The sequence below is a fragment of the Serratia liquefaciens genome (assembly GCF_027594825.1).
In the GTDB taxonomy this organism is placed as follows: domain Bacteria; phylum Pseudomonadota; class Gammaproteobacteria; order Enterobacterales; family Enterobacteriaceae; genus Serratia; species Serratia liquefaciens_A.
The window spans coordinates 1,147,923-1,167,477 of sequence record NZ_CP088930.1; the positions used below are offsets into that span (position 1 = coordinate 1,147,923).

19 protein-coding genes are annotated in these 19,555 nt (G+C 53.1%); 9 read left to right on the forward strand and 10 right to left on the reverse strand.

Features of this window, described 5'->3' with window-relative positions; translation table 11 throughout:
• Positions 1-53 precede the first annotated feature (53 nt).
• Positions 54-935: a LysR family transcriptional regulator gene (locus tag LQ945_RS05255; RefSeq protein ID WP_270102437.1), complete on the reverse strand. Its 882-nt coding sequence runs from the start codon at positions 933-935 to the stop codon at positions 54-56.
• 162 nt (positions 936-1,097) lie between these two features.
• Between LQ945_RS05255 and LQ945_RS05260 the strand changes: the two genes are divergently transcribed.
• Positions 1,098-2,195, forward strand: coding sequence for an NADH:flavin oxidoreductase (locus LQ945_RS05260; protein WP_262242061.1), 1,098 nt, complete (start codon positions 1,098-1,100; stop codon positions 2,193-2,195).
• A gap of 154 nt (positions 2,196-2,349) precedes the next feature.
• Here LQ945_RS05260 and LQ945_RS05265 read toward each other — a convergent pair whose 3' ends face one another.
• The 3 genes from LQ945_RS05265 to LQ945_RS05275 form a co-directional block, all read right to left on the reverse strand.
• On the reverse strand, positions 2,350-3,141 hold the full coding sequence (locus LQ945_RS05265) for a PhzF family phenazine biosynthesis protein (RefSeq protein ID WP_270102438.1): 792 nt from the start codon (positions 3,139-3,141) through the stop codon (positions 2,350-2,352).
• Positions 3,142-3,429: 288 nt separating this feature from the next.
• Positions 3,430-3,765, reverse strand: a complete 336-nt coding sequence (locus LQ945_RS05270) for a nuclear transport factor 2 family protein (protein WP_270102439.1) — start codon at positions 3,763-3,765, stop codon at positions 3,430-3,432.
• 180 nt (positions 3,766-3,945) lie between these two features.
• Positions 3,946-4,899: a LysR family transcriptional regulator gene (locus tag LQ945_RS05275; RefSeq protein WP_270102440.1), complete on the reverse strand. Its 954-nt coding sequence runs from the start codon at positions 4,897-4,899 to the stop codon at positions 3,946-3,948.
• 139 nt (positions 4,900-5,038) lie between these two features.
• Between LQ945_RS05275 and LQ945_RS05280 the strand changes: the two genes are divergently transcribed.
• Both LQ945_RS05280 and LQ945_RS05285 read left to right on the forward strand, forming a co-directional pair.
• A complete protein-coding gene (locus LQ945_RS05280) occupies positions 5,039-6,208 on the forward strand; it encodes a M20 aminoacylase family protein (protein WP_270102441.1) in 1,170 nt (389 codons plus the stop codon).
• Positions 6,209-6,243: 35 nt separating this feature from the next.
• Complete coding sequence (locus LQ945_RS05285) at positions 6,244-7,032, forward strand: ABC transporter substrate-binding protein (protein WP_270102442.1); 789 nt, start codon at positions 6,244-6,246, stop codon at positions 7,030-7,032.
• A gap of 69 nt (positions 7,033-7,101) precedes the next feature.
• On the opposite strand, the gene tmaR is transcribed toward LQ945_RS05285, so the two are convergent.
• The 3 genes from tmaR to LQ945_RS05300 all read right to left on the reverse strand — a co-directional run bounded on the left by tmaR (position 7,102) and on the right by LQ945_RS05300 (position 9,515).
• Positions 7,102-7,419 (reverse strand): PTS system regulator TmaR, encoded by a 318-nt coding sequence (gene tmaR, locus LQ945_RS05290; RefSeq protein ID WP_020827737.1) that lies wholly within the window; start codon positions 7,417-7,419, stop codon positions 7,102-7,104.
• Positions 7,420-7,580: 161 nt separating this feature from the next.
• Positions 7,581-8,648 carry an FUSC family protein gene (locus LQ945_RS05295; protein WP_262240892.1) on the reverse strand — a complete coding sequence of 356 codons (1,068 nt, stop codon included), beginning with the start codon at positions 8,646-8,648 and terminating at the stop codon, positions 7,581-7,583.
• Positions 8,649-8,747: 99 nt separating this feature from the next.
• Positions 8,748-9,515 carry an N-acetylmuramoyl-L-alanine amidase gene (locus LQ945_RS05300; RefSeq protein ID WP_270102443.1) on the reverse strand — a complete coding sequence of 256 codons (768 nt, stop codon included), beginning with the start codon at positions 9,513-9,515 and terminating at the stop codon, positions 8,748-8,750.
• Between the two features lie 214 nt (positions 9,516-9,729).
• Here LQ945_RS05300 and LQ945_RS05305 point away from each other — a divergent pair, with 214 nt between their 5' ends.
• Positions 9,730-10,476, forward strand: coding sequence for a LexA family transcriptional regulator (locus LQ945_RS05305; RefSeq protein WP_020827740.1), 747 nt, complete (start codon positions 9,730-9,732; stop codon positions 10,474-10,476).
• 40 nt (positions 10,477-10,516) lie between these two features.
• On the opposite strand, the gene LQ945_RS05310 is transcribed toward LQ945_RS05305, so the two are convergent.
• Positions 10,517-11,626 carry an SDR family oxidoreductase gene (locus LQ945_RS05310; protein WP_270102444.1) on the reverse strand — a complete coding sequence of 370 codons (1,110 nt, stop codon included), beginning with the start codon at positions 11,624-11,626 and terminating at the stop codon, positions 10,517-10,519.
• A 258-nt stretch (positions 11,627-11,884) separates the two neighbouring features.
• Here LQ945_RS05310 and LQ945_RS05315 point away from each other — a divergent pair, with 258 nt between their 5' ends.
• From LQ945_RS05315 to sbcB, 3 genes are all read left to right on the forward strand, one after another.
• Positions 11,885-12,094 (forward strand): hypothetical protein, encoded by a 210-nt coding sequence (locus tag LQ945_RS05315; protein ID WP_262240894.1) that lies wholly within the window; start codon positions 11,885-11,887, stop codon positions 12,092-12,094.
• Positions 12,095-12,170: 76 nt separating this feature from the next.
• Positions 12,171-12,362, forward strand: coding sequence for a DNA polymerase III subunit theta (locus LQ945_RS05320; RefSeq protein WP_044552486.1), 192 nt, complete (start codon positions 12,171-12,173; stop codon positions 12,360-12,362).
• 100 nt (positions 12,363-12,462) lie between these two features.
• Positions 12,463-13,890, forward strand: a complete 1,428-nt coding sequence (gene sbcB / locus LQ945_RS05325; RefSeq protein WP_182824778.1) for an exodeoxyribonuclease I — start codon at positions 12,463-12,465, stop codon at positions 13,888-13,890.
• A gap of 53 nt (positions 13,891-13,943) precedes the next feature.
• Here sbcB and LQ945_RS05330 read toward each other — a convergent pair whose 3' ends face one another.
• Complete coding sequence (locus LQ945_RS05330) at positions 13,944-15,311, reverse strand: APC family permease (protein WP_269933775.1); 1,368 nt, start codon at positions 15,309-15,311, stop codon at positions 13,944-13,946.
• 534 nt (positions 15,312-15,845) lie between these two features.
• Positions 15,846-17,264: a glutamine synthetase family protein gene (locus LQ945_RS05335; protein ID WP_270102445.1), complete on the reverse strand. Its 1,419-nt coding sequence runs from the start codon at positions 17,262-17,264 to the stop codon at positions 15,846-15,848.
• A gap of 394 nt (positions 17,265-17,658) precedes the next feature.
• Between LQ945_RS05335 and puuR the strand changes: the two genes are divergently transcribed.
• Positions 17,659-18,216, forward strand: a complete 558-nt coding sequence (gene puuR, locus LQ945_RS05340) for an HTH-type transcriptional regulator PuuR (RefSeq protein ID WP_020827747.1) — start codon at positions 17,659-17,661, stop codon at positions 18,214-18,216.
• A gap of 20 nt (positions 18,217-18,236) precedes the next feature.
• Positions 18,237-19,517: an NAD(P)/FAD-dependent oxidoreductase gene (locus LQ945_RS05345; RefSeq protein ID WP_270102446.1), complete on the forward strand. Its 1,281-nt coding sequence runs from the start codon at positions 18,237-18,239 to the stop codon at positions 19,515-19,517.
• Positions 19,518-19,555: the final 38 nt, after the last annotated feature.

The following is a 19,555-nucleotide window of genomic DNA, read 5'->3' on the forward strand; positions in this document are numbered from 1 at the left end:
CATAAAGCGTTCTGCTGGCTCAACAGGGGCAAACTGAAGCCGAAGTTTATGAATTAATTCATGGAATTCAGGGATGATTTTAATTTGTCAATAAAAGTGCTGACCCGGAGGGGAAGGTAACGCGTTGTCGGTAGAACAGCCCAGACTGATAAAGCCTGAGGCCTGGCATCAAGTAAATCAATCTCAACAAGCGTACCTTCCCGGGTCTCTTTTAAGACATCCCAGCGAGTAAGTTGTGCAATTCCCAGTCCCTCAGCACACAGGTCTCTTACCCCTTCCACGTTATCTGAGCTAAAACGCCCATCAACGCTGGTCCTGATAACTTCACCATCACGCTCGAAAATCCATTGAGGTACGCTACTGAGTCTCAGGCAATGATGTTGCATTAAATCCTCGACGAACTGAGGTTTACCATTCGCTTTCAGATAATCGGGTGAAGCGCAGATTACACGAGGATTATCAGCAATTTTACGGGCTATAAGTGTTGAGTCCTTTAATGGCGCGATACGTATTGCCACATCAATCCCTCTCCCGACGATATCAACCACATCTTCGCTTAACTGAAGGTCGATACTCAGCTTTGGATTGTCTGCTAACAGTCCAGAAACGAGAGGCAAGATATTACGCCGTCCGAATCCTGATGGTGCAGTGATTCTCAATAATCCTACGGCCCCCTGCGTTGATGAAGAAAATAGCGCCCGAGCCCCCGTCTCCGCTTCAATGAGTGCCCTGGCATAAGGCAGGAATTCCATGCCTTCCTGAGTTAATGAAACAGATCGGGTCGTTCTCTGTAAAAGGCGCGTTCCGAGCTCGTGTTCAAGTGATGCGAGGCGTCTTGAAACAGACATGGCGGAAATACCCAGTCGTTTCGCTGCCTGAGTGAGGCTGTGAGTTTCGGTTATGACGAGGAAGAGTGATACGTCCTGCAGATTCATGTCGACCCCAATATATCAAGCATTGCAAAGTCATTTATTAAGCAAAATGGAAAACACAAATTATAACGATAATCGTTATACAACCTTATCATTTTGGCCTGTTTATCCCTAATTCAGCAATAATTATAGTGCAATCATGATTTAATTTATCTGGAAAAACTCATGACGACATTATCCCTTTTCACCCCCGCCAGTATCGGGAAGCTAGCCTTGAAAAACCGCCTAGTGGTCGCACCAATGACCCGTGTCACCGCCTCCGAGGAGGGTGTAGCCAGCGATCGTATGAAGACATACTACGAAGATTTTGCACGCGGTGGATTTGGTCTGGTTATATCGGAAGGCATTTATATTGATAAAGAATGGTCACAGACTTATGCCTTTCAGGCTGGCTTGACCAGTACGGAACAGGTTGCAGGATGGCACAACATCACTGACGCCGTTCACCAACAACAGGGGCGTATTTTTGCCCAAATCCAGCACTCTGGTGCGTTGTCACAGGGCAACTATTTTCGGGATGGGACTGTTGCACCAAGTGCCGTTCGTCCGGTAGGCAAGCAGATGACGTTTTATCGTGGCGAAGGTAAATACCCTGTTCCTCGTGAACTCAGCGAAGACGAAATACAGGACATTATCAATAGCTTTGCCGATGCCGCGGCGCATGCTGTTTTCGGGGCTGGCTTTGATGGCGTGGAAATCCATGGTGCAAATGGATATCTTCTCGATCAGTTCTTCACGGATCACACTAACCTGCGTACTGACCGCTGGGGCGGTGACATCGCAGGCCGCCTGCAATTTAGCCTTGAAGTGATTCACTCTGTCAGACAACGTGTAGGTCAGGATATTCCAGTGGGTATCCGAATATCTCAGGGGAAAGTAAATGACTTTTTCCATAAATGGGCTAACGGCGAAGATGATGCTCGGGTGGTGTTTAGGTTGCTTGCTGGTTCCGGTATCGATTATCTGCACCTGACTGAATATGAAGCGTGGCAGCCAGCATTCCCTGATAACCCACTATCACTGATTGAGCTGGGACGTAAATATGCTCCACAGCTAACCATTATGGCTAATGGTAGCCTGCATGATAAATCCCGGGCAATACAGGTCATGGAAATGGGCGCCGATCTCATTGCATTAGGCCGAGGCGCCTTGGCAAATCATGACTTGCCTGAACGAATGGCCAGCGGCGTAGCCTTACGCGAATTTGACAGCGCGATTCTTGGACCCATTGCCAATATTAAAGATTCTGAACTTTCTGTCTGACTCCTCTGCCCCGGTAACTTTCCGGGGTTTACTGCCATGTAAATTAAAGACGCCTGCTTAAGGAAACTTAAGCGGGCTTTTTGCTTTCGGATATGGGGTGAACGGCGGCTAAGGTGACAGCAGCCCTTATATTTTGAGCCACATTCGAGCAGGTCTAGCGCAACAGCACTTTGCCAATCAGATAGGTTGTTGCCTGTCCGCCGATGTAAACGCGATCGCCCACCAGCTGGCAGCGTAAATCCCCGCCACGCTCTAATCCCTGGTGCGCCAACATCTGCGTTTTATTCAGTTTTTCAGCCCAGTAAGGAATGAGCATGCTATGCGCCGAACCTGTCACAGGATCTTCCGCTACGGCTTCACCTGGGCAGAAGAAACGGCTAACAAAATCGTACTCACTGTCACCAGGGGCTGTTATACAAACCATTTTTCCCAGGGGAAGCATGTCATTGATGTTCGGGCGTACAGTTTCGACCTGCTGCCGATTCTCCATTACTACCAGGTAATCACGCGCCACGCGCACTTCTTTGCATTCTGTGATGCCCAACGTTTCCAGCAATAATGCCGGTGGCGTGACAGGCTTGGTTTCCCACGCAGGAAAATCGAGCGTCAGCCATTTACCGTTGCGTACCACCGTCAGTGGGCCAACAAAACGGGTATCAAAATGAATAGTCGTGCCTTGGTAATCAAGATGTTCAAAGATAACGTGCGCAGCTGCCATTGTGGCATGTCCACACAGATTTATTTCAGCCAGGGAGGTAAACCATCGCAACTCAAAGCCAGTATCATTTGCGACAAAGAATGCTGTTTCTGACTGGTTATGCTGCTGGGACATTTTCAATAATGTCTCATCAGGCAACCATTCTGTTAACGGACATACTGCTGCGGCATTACCGCCAAAAATCGTGTTGCTAAAGGCATCTATCATGTAAAAATCAATTTGTTGCATAGCGTAAATCTCTAATCGATCTTCGGGCAGCTCACACTCTACCACGCCACGACAACATGCAATTTCGTATTTTTCATGCGTTCACCTTCCCCTGAAAAAATGAATATAGTGACTAACGAAAACTGAATGCGGTATAGCATTTTCTTGCGATATGAAGACGTCTGTTTCTGGCACAAAGCAGGCATTGTGAACGTGGCACGGCCCGCTTTGAGCAAGGAGCGGACCTTCAATAGCGATTCTCATACAATGTGTAAATGGACGGTTGTGAGCTCATTAATTAATATTTAGTTATGGGAAATAGAACCATGCGGTTGAAATGAGGTCGTTTTTAATTTCAAAAACAGCAACACTCTCCAAAGGCTGATCAGACAACCCATGTATCAATTCGTGATCGAAAACTTTATTGCCCATTACTATTCTGGAAATAAGCTCTGCTTTAAGTTTCTGATTATTAAATCTATTATTCACGTAAAATTCACGTAAGGATTCTTTCCCTATTGTAGAAGGACTCTCAGCAGGCATCCGATAACCTTTGAAGTCCTCTGAAAAGCAAGAGATGAACGCTTCAATATCATGGGCATTATACGCTTCGAACTGAGCCTTCACTGGTGAATCTACCGACATAAAAACCCCCATCAATGAATTTATATGCAACTTATTACCATATAAAATCACATTTATTACATAAGAACAAATCAAAACTTAAGCTGAATTCGATGCTCATCTGGTCCGCTTCTGGCACATAGCAAACCCGCAGGTTAGCCGCGAATCCCCCGCAACAACCCCGTACTTCGCCTTATCCACCTAAATCAACAGCCGGACCCGATCATAAATCACTCGGTCCTCCTGTCGTGCGGAACGGGCGTGCTGGCGCAGGGCACGCACCAAATGATCAATCAGCGCATGGGCGGCGGTGCTGAGAATGCTGTTGCGACGAGTCACGATATTCAATCGTGCCAAATCGCAACTTTCCCGCAGCGCCAACGGCTGCAAACGCCCGGCAAACTGCGGCAGGCCGACCAGCGGCGCCGGACACCAGGTACACATGTCCGCCGACTCCACCATCACCTGCAACATGCCCAGGGAATGCGCATGAATAATACGATTCGGATCAAGGTGAGCACCGTGTCGGCTGAACAGTTGATGAATTAAATCGTCATGATTCTCCGGTGTGTAATTCAGCACCCAATCCTGCTCCAGCAACTGGTGAATCGAGGTGCTTTGGCTCAACGGATGCCCCTGCCGCACCATCACCGCCGTTTCATAATCGAGCAAGGGTTCGCAATGAAACTCCTGCGGTGCCATCGAAACCGGAAGCGGCGTGATGGCAAAATCCATCGTGCCCTCACGCAGTTGTGATTGCGCGTTGGCCATCAGGCTTTCAAACAGCTCCAGTTTGACCTTGGGCATCTTTTTGCGAAAGGCCAACACCGCCGTCGGCAACACCGTCAACATCAGCCACGGCGTAATGGCGGCTTTCACCTGCTCTTGCGCTAATCCGCGTAACCCTGCCATTTCATTATCAGCCTGTTCCAGCTGATTCAGCACCAACCGGGCATGTGCCAACAGCGTTTTCCCGTAAGGCGTAAACCCCAGACCGCTCGGAGAGCGGAGCAGCAACGGCAGTTCCTGTTGCTGCTCCAGCTCACGTAAAGCCCGCGTAACCGCTGCCTGTGAAAGCCCCAATTGCCGCGCGGCGGCGCGGATACTCCCGCCGTCGGCGCTGGCGACCAATGCCTGTAACTGATGCAGTTTCATGATGCCCCTATGACAACCTATTGTTGTCAGCATAACCGAACGGCGGCTCCCCGACCAACGGGTTGTTTGCTAGTGTCTGGAGTATCTTGTTTTCCGGTTATTGAGCGTCGGAAATCGACTATTCAATCAGGATACCGCGATGAATAAACCACTTATTTTATCTGAAATAGCGGCATTTAAGCATGAAATGGTCGCTATCCGCCGCCATATTCATGCTCACCCCGAATTGGGATTCAACGAGTTCGCCACCGGTGAGTTGGTAGCAAAACTGCTGTCCGAGTGGGGTTATCAGGTCACGCGGCACCTGGGGCAAACAGGCGTTGTCGCCACCTTGCAACGAGGCACGGGAAAATCACTGGGCTTACGTGCCGATATGGATGCATTACCGATGGAAGAAACCAGCGGGTTAACCTACGCCAGCACCCACCGTGGCGTGATGCATGCCTGCGGTCATGATGGCCACACCACTATGCTGCTGGCCGCTGCGCGTTATCTGGCGCAACACTCTGACTTTACCGGGACTCTGCATCTGATTTTTCAGCCAGCGGAAGAAGGTGGCGGCGGCGCCAGAGTGATGATTGAAGACGGATTGTTCGAGCGGTTCCCCTGTGATGCGGTGTTCGCCATGCACAACGTACCTGGCTTTCCGGTCGGCCAGTTGGGCTTTGCCAGCGGGGCTTTCATGTGCTCGGCCGATACGGTCAATATTACCCTGCACGGCCACGGCGGCCACGGCGCGGTGCCGCAGCACACGGTCGATCCGGTGGTGGTTTGCGCCGCCATTGTGATGAGTCTGCAAACCATCGTCTCCAGAAATATCGATCCGCAGGAAACGGCGATCGTGACGGTTGGCGCGATCCAGGCAGGCCGTGCCGCCAACGTGATCCCTGACACCGCAACCATGACGCTTAGCGTACGCGCATTGGATGCGGGAGTTCGTCAACGTCTGGAAAACCGCATTACGGCGCTGGTAGAAGCACAAGCCGTCAGTTTTGGTGCTCGGGCAGAAATTGATTACCAACAGGGTTATCCGGTTTTGGTCAATCACGTGGCGGAAACTGAACTGGCACGCAAGGTCGCATTGGACTGGGCGGGTGAACAGCAGTTGATCCCGTCTCTACGTCCCTTTACCGCCAGCGAAGACTTCGCATTTATGTTGGAGAAATGCCCCGGTAGCTATATTTCGATCGGCAATGGGGAAAGTACGCCCGGCAATTCACTGCATAACGCCGGTTACGATTTTAACGACGAGTGCCTGCCGATTGGCGCCACTTACTGGGTCAAGCTGGTTGAGCGCTTTTTGGCTTAATCCCTTTTGCACACCACTACGCTGAGGAACATAAAATGAAAACAAAAATTGGCCTGGTTCTCCTGTTGCCACTGGCCTTCAGTTTCGCCGTTTCTGCTGGGGAATTCAGCGGAAAAGTGATTAAACTCGGCGTGGATCCGACCTATCCACCGCTGGAATTTAAAACGCCTCAGGGGGCGTTGACCGGATTTGGTGTCGATATTGCGCAGGCGATGTGCGATCAAATGCAGGCCAAATGCGTTTGGGTTGAGAGCAGTTGGGACGGGATGATCCCGGGGTTGCTGGCGAAAAAATTTGATGCCATCGCCTCGTCGATGACCATTACGCCGCAGCGTCAGGCGCAGATCGCCTTCTCGGACAAAGTATCCAATGCGCCGGCACGATTAGTGGCCCGTAAAGGCAGCAACCTGCAACCCACGGCGGCTTCGCTGCAAGGCAAATCCATTGGCGTGCAGCAGGGATCCAGCCAGGAAACCTATGCCAACGCCCTGTGGCGGCCGGCTGGCGTTAACGTGGTGTCCTACCAAAGCCAGCAGGAAGCCAATGAGGATTTGATCAACGGGCGACTGGACGCTTCGTTGTTGGCCAGCGTCAGCGCCAGTGAGTTTTTCCACACCCCAGCAGGAAAAGACTTTGCCTTTATCGGAGCCGAACTCAGTGACAGCAAATATTTCGGCATCGGTGACGGCATTGGGCTGCGTAAAGAGGATACCGCCCTGCGTAACGCGTTCAATGCTGCGCTTCAGGCGATCATCGCCAACGGCACCTACAAGAAGGTGAACGATAAATATTTCGATTTTGACGTGTATGGCGCAGGCCACTAAAGGGGCCGAAATGGGGATGCAGGGAAAACGGTAAAAGGGCCAGGCGAATGCCTGGCCCGATAAAAACGGTTACTTCACTTCGCCCATAGCCTTCAGCTTTTTGGACAGTTCGCGGCGTTCTTTGGACAAATCGGCATTTTTGATGATGTAATCATCAACGCGATCTTCATAGTCGCTGCGCATATTGGCAATGATGCCCTGAACGTCTTCGATGCTCATGCCCGGCTTGATGTACTCACTCAGGTTATCGAGCAGCAGCACGCGTTTTTGGTTATCGCGAACTTTCTTCTCGTTGTCGACAATTTCACGCTGCAGCTTATTTTTACGTCGGAACATACGCACAAACTCCAGAACGTCCTGGAAACTCGGCTTATTTGCATTATCCATCTTCATACCCTTGCTTTAGTAATACACAGATTCATTTGCTTACGGCCACAATGATACCAAGATACAGGTTTGTGGCGGTCAGGCACAACACTCATCGCCCTATCTTACTCACTTTGGCGTCCTGACAAAAACCTGAAGCACCCGCTTCATGATCTGACCCCCTATTCACGCCCGCTGGCGGTACACACCTTGAGCAGATCGCCCAGTTCTTCCAACTGCTGCGTCAGTTCCATGCTCAACCATACGTAGCCATAAATTGGCGCTTCGCCGTGCTGACTGACGCTGGCCTCCTGCATCAGGGTTTTCAATTCGGCGGCAATTTCGCTCAGTTGCCCTGCTTCTGCCGACGGCTGCGCCTGCGGACCGTCACGCAGGATCTCCGCCAGCGACTGCAGAGAGCTCAGTGTTAGCAGTTGCGCACTGCGCAGCGTTTTGGCATTCAGCATAATGAAATGGGTTTCACGCGAGGCCCAATAAGCGTCGGCCAAGAGTTCCAGCGTACAGACCAGGTTGCGACTCAGCGTCTGCACCGCTTCGAACACCGCTTTGGGGATATGGGTCTCTTTGCTGCTGGGGACAATCAGGCCGCGCAATTTAACGATCTTATTGAGCAGGTCTTTCAGCTGCGGCTCCAGTCTCGGCCGTTCTATCATATTCGGCGACAGGTAAGCGCCGTAGATTTTGCTCGCGCTTTGCAAGCAGTCGGCCATCTCCATACGCCACAGGATATAGGCGCGCTGCGGATAAATGCTGGTGAACAACAGCGCCAGCAGAGAGCCAAAAATTACGTCGCCGCTGCGCCACAGCGCGGTATGCATATCACCGGCTCCCGCACCGCAAACCACCGCCAGCGTGATCCCCACCAGCAGCGCCATATAGGGACGTTTGCCGAGCGTCAGATAGCCACAGAAAAACATCACCACCCCGCACCACACCAGCATCAGCGGCAACGAATAAAGCTCGAGGTACAGGGCAATCAGCCCCGAGGCGGCGCCAAACACCGTACCGGCGATTCGCTGCAGCGCACGTTGCAACACGTTGCCCCAAAAAGAGATCGGCCCCATCACCACCACCAGCGTAATCAGTGGCCAGGTGCCTTCCGGCACTTCGAGCAGGCGGATCAGCATAAAGGTCAGGATAAACGCCAGCCCAATGCGCACGCCGTGCACAATGCGGTAATGGCGATAAGTCAGACGTTCAAACGAGGATATTTTTCTGTCGAGGCGCACGATGCATCCCGTAATCAGTGGCGAGAAAGAGCATCAGTTTAGCGGAGTAAAGGGTTGGGAGAAAAGGCGGATAAGGCGTCCCTCATCCGCACTCAGGCCTTAAGCGGCATATTTATCCACCAGCGCACGCAAAATGGCGGCGGTTTCGGCATCCATCACACCGTCATACTGCCGTTGACGGAAATGCAGCTGGAAGGCACGAACCAGCTGGCGGTAACCTTCTGCATTGGTCGCCGCCGAGGTGTCGTAACCGTATTTGGCGAATAACGCCAGCAAATCCGGCTGTGCGGGCACACCCTGGCATTGGTACTCATGCTGATAACGCTGCTTCACCGCGTCGTCATACCAGGCACCGACACCGGCCAGATACAGCTGATGCCACGGGAATTGCGGGCCGGGATCGCTTTTGCGGCCCGGGGCAATATCGGAATGTGCCACGACGTTAACCGGCGTGATATCCGGATAGCGCTGCAGAATGTTTTGCGTCAATTGAGTCACCGCCGCGATCTGTTGAGGGTTAAACGGTGGGAAGGTGATGTCTTCGCCATCCCCGCTCGCCAGATTGACGATCTCAATGCCAATCGCCGTATCGTTGAGATTCGAACGATTGCCCCACTGGCTGGTGCCGGCGTGCCAGGCCCGCTCGACTTCATCGACCAGATTGAAAATCCTTACGCCGCTAAAGCCCGCCGCCTTATAGGTTGGATCTTCGGGATCCGGCACCAGATAATGAGCGCTGACCGACTTGCCGGTCAGTGACTGCACCGAATCAGCAAAATTCTGTGCGGTATAGTGCAGCACCAAAAAGCGCACGCGCTGACCGAAGCTGGCTACCGAACGGTAGCTGTTGTAATCCATACTGAACATCGTAGATTCCTTGTGGGTTAAACCTGTGTAATCCAACCACTGTAGAGGGCGAGTATATTCGCCCCGGCTCATACTGGCGCGACTTGCAGCACCCTACAATTCCTTCATGGACCTTGTCCACCCGTCAATATTTAGCTAATTGCTAAATTTAAAGCAAGCTAAATTTAGCAAAAACGATATTTACCTTTTTGCTAAAGAATGCGATCATCCGGCAATGGAAACCAAAGAAATAAGACGCAATAATTTGCGCGAGCTGATGGCTAGCTACGCCCGACAGGGTATCAACCAGAACGATTTTGCGGTGCTGGTTGAGTCCTCTTCGCCCACGCTAAGCCAAATCAGCGGTGAAAAGTCCTCCCGTAACCTGGGCGATAATCTCGCCAGGCGCATCGAGGCCAAACTGAACCTGCCTAAGGGCTGGTTCGACGTGTTCCATGAAAAAGAGTTGGTGCGCCCGTTCGATAACGTGGCGGCGGAGTCGGATTTTCAACCCGCCCGCCTGAAGCCGGTGGTCTGGGAGGATACCGAACAGGACAAGGAAGAGTTTGTGGAAATTCCCCTGCTGGATATCAATTTTTCTGCCGGCGATGGCTGTTATGAAATCGTCGATCGTGAAGAGTTTTCGCTGATTTTCCGTCGCTACTACCTGCACAAGATGGGGGTGGCGGTGAATGCCGCGCGGATCATCCGCATTTCAGGATCCAGCATGGAGCCCCGGCTGCAAGACGGTGACGTGGTGGGGATCAATACCGATGACACTCGTATCCGAGAAGGGAAAACCTACGCAATTCGCCACGGTAATTTGCTACGGGTAAAAGTGCTGATCGAACAGCCCGACGGTGGCGTCACCATTCGCTCGTTGAACAGAGAAGAATACCAGGACGAACACCTGAGCTACCCTCAACGCAAAGACCAACTGGTGGTTCTGGGGCGCGTTTTCTGGTCGTCTTCGTCCTGGTAATGCGAGGATGCAGCAGGCGCCGCTGACCGGCGCCGTGCTGTTATTTGAAATCCACCACCATCTGCTGCTGAATGGACAGGCCCCGGGTAGACTGCACGCAACAGGCGATATAGTCAGTAAAACGCGGCGGTTTCGGCATGCCCAGCTTAAGGATTTTGTCATTGCTGAAGCGCACGTTGAGCATGGCGAAAGATCCATACAGGCGCATCGCTTTCAGCATCAGGCGTTCATTGCACGGCCCGAAAATATCTTTGAGCTGCTTGCGCATTTTCAACAGGGCTTCGTAACTGACCTGCGCATAATGATCGCCAAGCGGAGGTTTCTCCAGTGCGGCGGCAATGGCACGATCGATGTCCGCGAAGCTGACGCTGCTCTCTTCACCGGCGGAGATATGGTAAACGTCATTATCCAGCGTCTCGCTGTTCAACAACATCACCATCGCATCGGCACAGTAATCAACCGGGATCACATCGATATTGTCCTGCAGCGAGCACATAAACTTGCGCAGCATCAGCGCCATGCTGAATACCCAGAAAATGCTGCTGGAAGGCTGGCAGCCCAGGCGAGTGTGCCCCACCACAATGGAAGGACGGGCAATCACCAGCGGCAATTGCGGGCACTGCTGACGCATTAACTGCTCGATGGTGGATTTGGAACGGGTATATTCCACCAAATGCTCGGCTGTTTCTTCAAACTCACCGCTCTCCGCGACCAGTGAACCCGGCTCCGGCGTGCAGGACATTGCCGTCCCCACATGCAGGAAGCGTTTTAATCCAGACACCTGCGCCATTCTTTTCGCGAAGGCCAACGTGCCCTCCACGTTTACCTTCCAAATAAGCGGGTTATTGCCAAATGACGCGACGGCGGCACAATTGATAACGTGCGTTACATTGTTAATGCGTGTGTCCGATAAAAAACCAGCCGGCTCACCTAAATCGCCCAACAATATATTTTCCATCGTAATTTTAGAGAATAAACTGGCATCAACATTAAACTTCTCCATATTCATCCGAATACGGTCAAGTCCCTGCTGTGCATTATCAGCCCGCACTAACAGAAGATAGTTAATGACCTGATTTTCTTTCAGTAATTTTTCAAGCACTGCACCACCGAGAAAGCCGGTAGCGCCGGTTAACAGCAGAGTTTTCATAATACGTACCCACATTGGTATTGAATGCTGCTGATTGTATGTGGGGATAATTAAACGGATATTAAATAAAACTCAGTGGCACAAACTTATCTTTTCTTAATACTATCTTAAGGAATGTTTTGAAACATGGCTGCGGCATTTGGTAACACATTAATAAGAAAGCAACCCTAATAAACGCCGCCGTTGACAGAGCATTGATATAAACTCTGATTTAATTCTCTGGTAAATGTTATTCCCTTTTATCATCCGGAGTTTTTTATGAGCTATAACCAAAAAGTCTGGTTGGGCGTCCTGGTCCTGTGCAGCCTCTTCTGGCTGACGGTAATTGGCGGTGTATTATCGGCCCATAAAGTGTTTGAGCGCGCCCAGACACAGAATCAGCAGGAATTCACGGCCAAATACTCTCAGCATTATCAGGGGACTGCGACATCAGGCCACACCTTGCAGGCAAGGTCACCCACTTCTTGAGACTCCCCCCTGAATGGGGTAGGGACAAGTCAGGTTAACGATCCTATGATGCCCTTACAATCACAGGGAGAATCATATGGGGCGAAAGCTGGATAGCTTACCGCAAGCAGAACGTGAAAAAATTGAAACCGACTTACTCGCACTCAGCGTGATTTATAACGAGCGTTATGGTATTTCCGCCGACAGCGGCACCCACGCCGAAGAACAGGTGCCCGATCACTTACGCCCCTACTTTCATCTGCGCCTGAACTACTACCGCAGTGCGTAATCCCACGCATTTCGGCGATTAACGCTAACGACTGCTTGGCATCACACATCTCGCCGTTACAATAGAGGGATATTCCCTACGCCACGTGAGAGATGCGAATTTGAGCAGCAAGGCACCGGCCACATTTTATATTCACGACTACGAGACCTTCGGTAAAAGTCCCTCCCTGGATCGCCCGGCGCAGTTTGCCGGCGTGCGTACCGATATGGATTTCAACATTATCGAAGAGCCGTTGGTCATCTACTGCACCCCGGCCGATGACTACTTGCCCGATCCTGAAGCGGTGATGATTACCGGTATCACACCGCAGCTGGCGTTAGCCAAAGGCGTCAACGAGGCCGAATTTGCGCGCCAGATCCATCAGGCGTTCAGCGTGCCCGGCACCTGCATTCTTGGTTACAACAACATCCGCTTCGATGACGAAGTCAGCCGTAATATTTTCTACCGCAGCTTCTACGATCCCTACGCCTACAGTTGGCAAAACGGTAACTCGCGTTGGGATCTGCTTGATGTGATGCGCGCCTGTTATGCGCTGCGCCCGGACGGCATCGTCTGGCCAGAAAACGAAGAGGGTTTCCCCAGCTTCCGTCTGGAACACCTGACTCGCGCCAACGGCGTCGAGCATGAACACGCCCATGACGCCATGTCGGACGTTTACGCCACTATCGCCATGGCCAAACTGGTCAAGCAGGCACAACCGCGACTGTTCGATTTCCTGCTGCAACACCGCAACAAACATAAGCTGAACGCCCTGATCGACATCGCAGAGATGACGCCATTGGTGCACGTTTCCGGCATGTTCGGTGCCGCGCGCGGCAACACCAGTTGGGTATCGCCACTGGCCTGGCATCCGGACAACAAGAACGCCGTCATCATGTGCGATTTGGCCGGTGATATGACTCCCCTGCTGACGCTGAGCGCCGACGAGTTGCGTGAGCGGCTGTATACCCGCCGGGACGATCTGGCGCCCGAACAATCGCCGGTACCGATCAAACTGGTGCATATCAACAAGTGTCCGGTACTGGCGCCGGCCAAGACCCTGTTGCCGGAAAACGCCGAGCGACTGGGGATCGACCGCCAGGCCTGCCTGCAAAACTTGCAGTTGCTGCGCCAGCATCCGGAGGTACGTGAAAAAGTGGTGGCGTTGTTCGCCGAAGCCGAACCTTTCAAAGGCTCTGACGACGTCGACGCCCGGCTGTATGACGGTTTCTTCAGCGATGCCGACAAGGCTGCGATGAAAATCATCCAGCAAACCAAGCCGCAGAATCTGCCGGCGCTGGATCTGACTTTCAGCGACGGGCGCATGAAAGAACTGTTGTTCCGTTTTCGTGCCCGCAACTACCCCAATACGCTGGACGATGCCGAACAACGCCGCTGGTTACAGCACCGCCAGGAAGCCTTAAGCGCCGAGCGGGTACAAAGCTACGTGCTGCAACTGGAATCGTTGTACAACCTGCATGAAGGCGACAAAGAAAAGACTGCGCTGCTGAAGGCGCTGTTTGAATACGGCAAACAATTGGTGGGTTAACAAAAACGACAAAGGGCGCCAAGGCGCCCTTTTTAATGCTTAGCGATAAAGGCTTACGCCACGTCTTCGCTAGCCTGCGGAACCGGCAGACGGAAGCTGCGCGTCACGAAGGCCAGATAAATCAGACCAATCGCCGCCCATACCAGACCCAGCGTCATTGAGCTGGCTTCCAGATTGATCCACAGTGCGCCAACGGTTAGCGCCCCTAATATCGGCAGGATCAGGTAGTTGAAGGTATCTTTAACGGTACGGTTCAGCTTGTCGCGGATATAGAACTGCGAGATCACCGACAGGTTCACGAAGGTGAACGCCACCAGCGCACCGAAGTTAATCAACGCCGTCGCCGTCACCAGATCAAACGACACCGCAGACAGCGCAATCACGCCGACCAACAGCACGTTCAGCGCTGGAGTGCGCCATTTCGGATGCACATACCCGAAGAAGCGCTCCGGGAATACGCCGTCACGGCCCATCACGTACATCAGGCGTGAAACACCGGCGTGCGACGCCATGCCTGAAGCCAGGACTGTTACGCAGGAGAACACCAGGATCACCGACTGGAAGAACTTGCCGGCCACGTACAGCATGATTTCCGGCTGGGACGCATCAGGATCTTTGAAGCGTGAGATGTCCGGGAAGTACAACTGCACGAAGTAAGACACCACGATAAAGATGATGCCGCCGATCAATGCCGTCAGGAAGATGGCTTTCGGGATCACATTCTCTGCATCTTTGGTTTCTTCGGACAGCGAACTGATGCCGTCAAAACCAAGGAACGAGAAGCACAAAATGGTCGCACCGGTAATCATCGGCACCACGTGCGCGTTCTCAGACCAGAACGGGCGGCTGCTGACCAGCGTACCGGCACCTTCGCCATGGGAAAGACCGTTCACCACCAGGAACAGGAACACGATCATGATCGCCACCTGCACTACCACGATAATGGAGTTCAGGTTCGCCACCAGTTTGATGCCACGCAGGTTGAAAATCGTCATCAGCGCGACCAGCGCCGCCACGAAGATCCACGAAGGCACGCCCGGGAAAATGGCTTCCAGGTAAATTTTTGCCAACAGAATGTTGATCATCGGCATGAACAGGTAGTCCAGCAGTGACGACCAACCCACCATAAAGCCGACGTGCGGGCTGATGGCCTTCTGGGCATAAGTGTAGGCGGAACCGGCGGACGGGAATTTCCGTACCAGTTTGCCGTAGCTCAATGCGGTAAACAGAACCGCCAGCAGAGCAAAGGCGTACGCCGTCGCGACGTGACCATCGGTCAGGCCGGAAACGATGCCAAAGGTATCGAAGATGGTCATTGGCTGCAGGTAAGCCAGGCCCATCATCACTACCGGAACTAAAGTCAGGGTTTTACGCAGCTGTGCGCGTTGAGCCGGTGCGGCGCTGATGATGTTATCGGACATTGCGCAGCCCCCCCTTACCTTCTGCCTTGCGGAATATAGACACGCCAAGACTTAAGGTTGCGGGGAAACTTCGCAACTTGCGACTGAATTCAAAAAGAAGGGGATTGGAAGCTGGATAACGAGTCAAGGCGGCCTTGGCTGCTCCATAATCGCTGCGACCGCAGCGGAAACCGGCGGGCACCGGTGCTAAAGTGAAAAATTGCCCCATCTTTCTTATCCTCATGAGTCACGACCATAAAGTTTTGTTTGATCGCGCACGAAACTATTTATCTATCCGGATCGGTGTCCGGCCTCGCTTGGTGTATGAAACGCACAGTTTGTAGAACATAAAATGCAAAAAAAATAACCGACGCGTTAAAACGTCGGCTATCTGCATTAGGGATATTTTGCACCAAAAACCCTCCTGATGACAAGATCAGGAAGGCCTCTGAAACAAATTCTTTTCGCGATCGTTCGGAAAACAACCCTTACAGGTGAATTAATCCGCTATCTTTCTATCGCATATCAAGTTATTGACGCACATTTTACGCCCCTTCAGGCATTTTTCAACATCCAATCAATCTCGGTTTCGGTCACCAGCCGCTCAAATTGCATCAGTTCATCCATCTTGCAGGCATGGTAAACGTGGGCAAAACGTTCGCCCAGATACTGCGTCAAAGCTTGCTGATGCTCAAACTCGTACAGCGCGTCGCTTTGGCGGATCGGGAACGGCAGCCCTTCTTGTTCAAGCCCGTTACCGGTCACCGGCTCAGGCAACGGTAATTCGTTGTCCAGCCCATAAATAATGCCTGACAGGATCGCCGCCACCACCAGATAAGGATTGGCATCGGCTCCCGCCACGCGGTATTCCACCCGATGATTCTCCGGCTCACCGCAGGGAATGCGCAGCGCCACGGTGCGATTGTTATGCCCCCAGGACGCCTGAGTGGGCACATACATGCCCGGCTGGAAGCGGCGAAAGGCATTCACATTGGGAGCCAGTAGCGCCATCGAGGCCGGCATCAAGGTGATCATCCCTGCCAGCGCACGGTGCAACAGCGCTGAGTCTTCGCCGTCGGGCTGTGCGAACAAATTATTGCCGTTGCCGTCCAGCATGCTGATATGCACATGCATGCCGCTGCCGGCGTATTCCTCATAGGGCTTTGCCATAAAGGTGGCGTGCAGGTGATGATTTTCCGCCACCAGCCGTACCAGGCGTTTCAACGACAGCGCGTGATCGCAGGCCAGCAGTACGTTATCGGTATGCTGCAGATTTACCTCGAACTGGCCGGGTGACGCTTCCGCCACCGCACCGTCCGCCGGTAAGCCCTGCATCTGCGCCAGGGTGTCGATGTCGTTGAGTACCTCGGCAAAATGATTCAGATTGTCCAGCGAATAAACCTGGCTCTGCATGTTGCGCTCCTGGGTGCCGGGCGCACAGGGCGGTTGCAAGTACCCCTCAGAGTCTCGCTGTCGATCAATGAGATAGAACTCCAACTCTACCGCTACCACCGGGAACATGCCGCGCTGGCGCAATGCCTGCCAAACTCGATTCAGGACATTACGGGGTTCAACGTCAAAGGGAGTACCATCTTCATCCAGCATGGTCAGCAACACCTGACCGATATTGTCCGGATCCGCCGCGGACGGCGTCAACGTGCCGGCCACCGGCATGCACACGCGGTCCGGTTCGCCCAGTTCCTGGCCCAGGCCCGCCTCTTCCACCACGTTGCCCAAGATATCCATAGCGAATACCGAGGCGGGGAAGTAACAGCCTTTTTCCAATTTTTTCAGTCCGGAGACGGGAATACGTTTACCGCGGAAGGAACCATTCAGGTCAGTGAGAAGGATATCGATATACTGCGTGGAGGGATGGCGTTCCAAATAGTGAGCTACTTCACGTTGGAACGCGCTACTTCGCCTCTCTTCATTATGCTGTGCAAAATTTTCAACTGCTGCGATATTGGTTTGCATACATCACCCGCCATTATGCTCTGAGAGCGCCACTGCGCCCGCCTGCCGATAGGTTCAACACATGGTCTGATTTCTCTGTAGACTGCGCCACCAGGGGCGCTCAAAATAACATCCATAATATGAAACATAGCCTTAACACAAATGGTTTGCAAATGTTACAATCCTGTTTGATTATTCGCCACCGACTGCTAAATTGATAAAATATTGACCGAAAAGGCGTTAACACTCTTTTTACGTGCAGAATTTCGTCCGCCAGAACGGGGGGAGTTATGGGCAATATATTTTCCAATTCCGTTACAACTACCGATATCATGCTGTGCCGATATCACTCAGGCAGGCACCTGATACCGATCTTCACTTTTGCCTGTCGTCCCTACCAGAAGGAAGTACCGCTATGAGCGAAGTCAGCTTGGCGCCGGGTAAGCGCCTGTCACAGATCCGTCTGCAATTGGGTTTGTCGCAGCGCCGGGTCGCCGAACTGTCCGGGTTAACCCACAGCGCAATCAGCACCATTGAACAGGACAAAGTCAGTCCGGCTATCAGTACGCTGCAAAAGCTGCTGAAAGTTTATGGGCTATCGCTGTCTGCCTTCTTTGCCGAACCTGAAGCCGCCAATGAGCCCAAAGTGGTCATAGAAGCCGAGGATCTGATCGAGATTGGCAGCCAGGGGGTGTCGATGAAGCTGGTGCATAACGGCAGCCCAACGCGCAATCTGGCGATGATGCTGGAAACCTATCAGCCCGGCACCACCACCGGCGAAAAAATCAAGCACCAGGGCGAAGAAATCGGCACCCTGCTCGAAGGCGAGATCATGCTGACGATCAACGGCCAGACCCATTGCCTGACCGCCGGCCAAAGCTATGCCATCAACACCGGCATTCCGCACAGCTTCAGTAATACCTCGGCGCGCGTCTGCCGTATCGTCAGCGCACATACCCCGACTACCTTCTGACCTTTTCAGGCGGAGGCCCCATGACGGAACACGTTGCCAGTTATTATGCCGCTACCGCCAACCGGTTCGCGCCCTACCCAAGGCTGAACGAGAATATCCGCTGTGACGTCTGCATTATTGGTGGGGGGTTCACCGGCCTGTCGTCGGCGTTGCATCTGGTCGAAGCCGGTTTTGACGTGGTGCTGCTGGAGGCCGCGCGTATCGGCTGGGGTGCCAGCGGCCGTAACGGCGGGCAGGTAGTCAACTCTTACAGCCGCGATATCGATGTGATTGAAGCGCGTTATGGCGCTGACACCGCCGCCATGCTCGGCAGCATGATGTTCGAAGGCGCAGAGATTATTCGCAAGCGCATCGATCAATACGCCATCGCCTGTGACTACCGCCACGGCGGTATCTTCGCCGCCTTGAACCCTAAACAAAGCCATGCGCTGCAGCGGCAACAGGCCCGCTGGCGGCGCTATGGCAATGACCAATTGGAATGGCTGGATCAGCAGGCTATCCGCCGCGAGATCGCCAGTGACCGTTACGTCGGTGGGCTGTTGGACCGCAACGGCGGCCACCTGCACCCGCTCAATCTGGCGCTGGGCGAAGCCGACGCGGTGCGCCGTCACGGTGGGCGGCTGTTCGAACAGTCAGCCGCCACGCGCATCGATTACGCGCAACCGGCAAAGGTGCACACCGCCCAAGGTTCGGTCAGCGCCAACTTTGTGATCGTTGCCGGCAACGCCTACCTTGGCGATCGGCTTGAACCTCGGCTCAGCCGGTTGAGCATGCCCTGCGGCTCGCAAATTCTCGCCACTGAACCGTTATCCAAAGATATGGCATTGTCGCTACTGCCCAATAATTTCTGCGTCGAAGACTGCAATTACCTGCTGGACTACTTTCGCCTGACCGCCGACAACCGGTTGCTGTATGGCGGCGGCGTAGTATACGGCGCCCGCGATCCCGCCGATATCGATCCGTTGATCCTGCCTAAAATGCTGAAAACCTTCCCACAGCTGAAACAGCTACGGATTGATTACCGCTGGAGCGGCAACTTCCTGCTGACGTTATCGCGCATGCCGCAGTTCGGTCGCCTGGAAAACAATGTCTATTATATGCAGGGTGACAGCGGCCACGGCGTCACCTGCACCCATCTGGCCGGCAAGCTGATCGCCGAAGTGCTGCGCGGTGATGCCGAACGCTTTGACGCCTTCGCCCGATTACCGCACCTGCCCTTTTTCGGCGGCCGCCAGTTCCGCGTGCCTTTCACCGCCCTGGGAGCGGCCTATTATGCGTTGCGCGACCGCCTGGGGTTCTAGCGTCACCCGCCAGGAATTTTTTCATCTCAGTTATACCA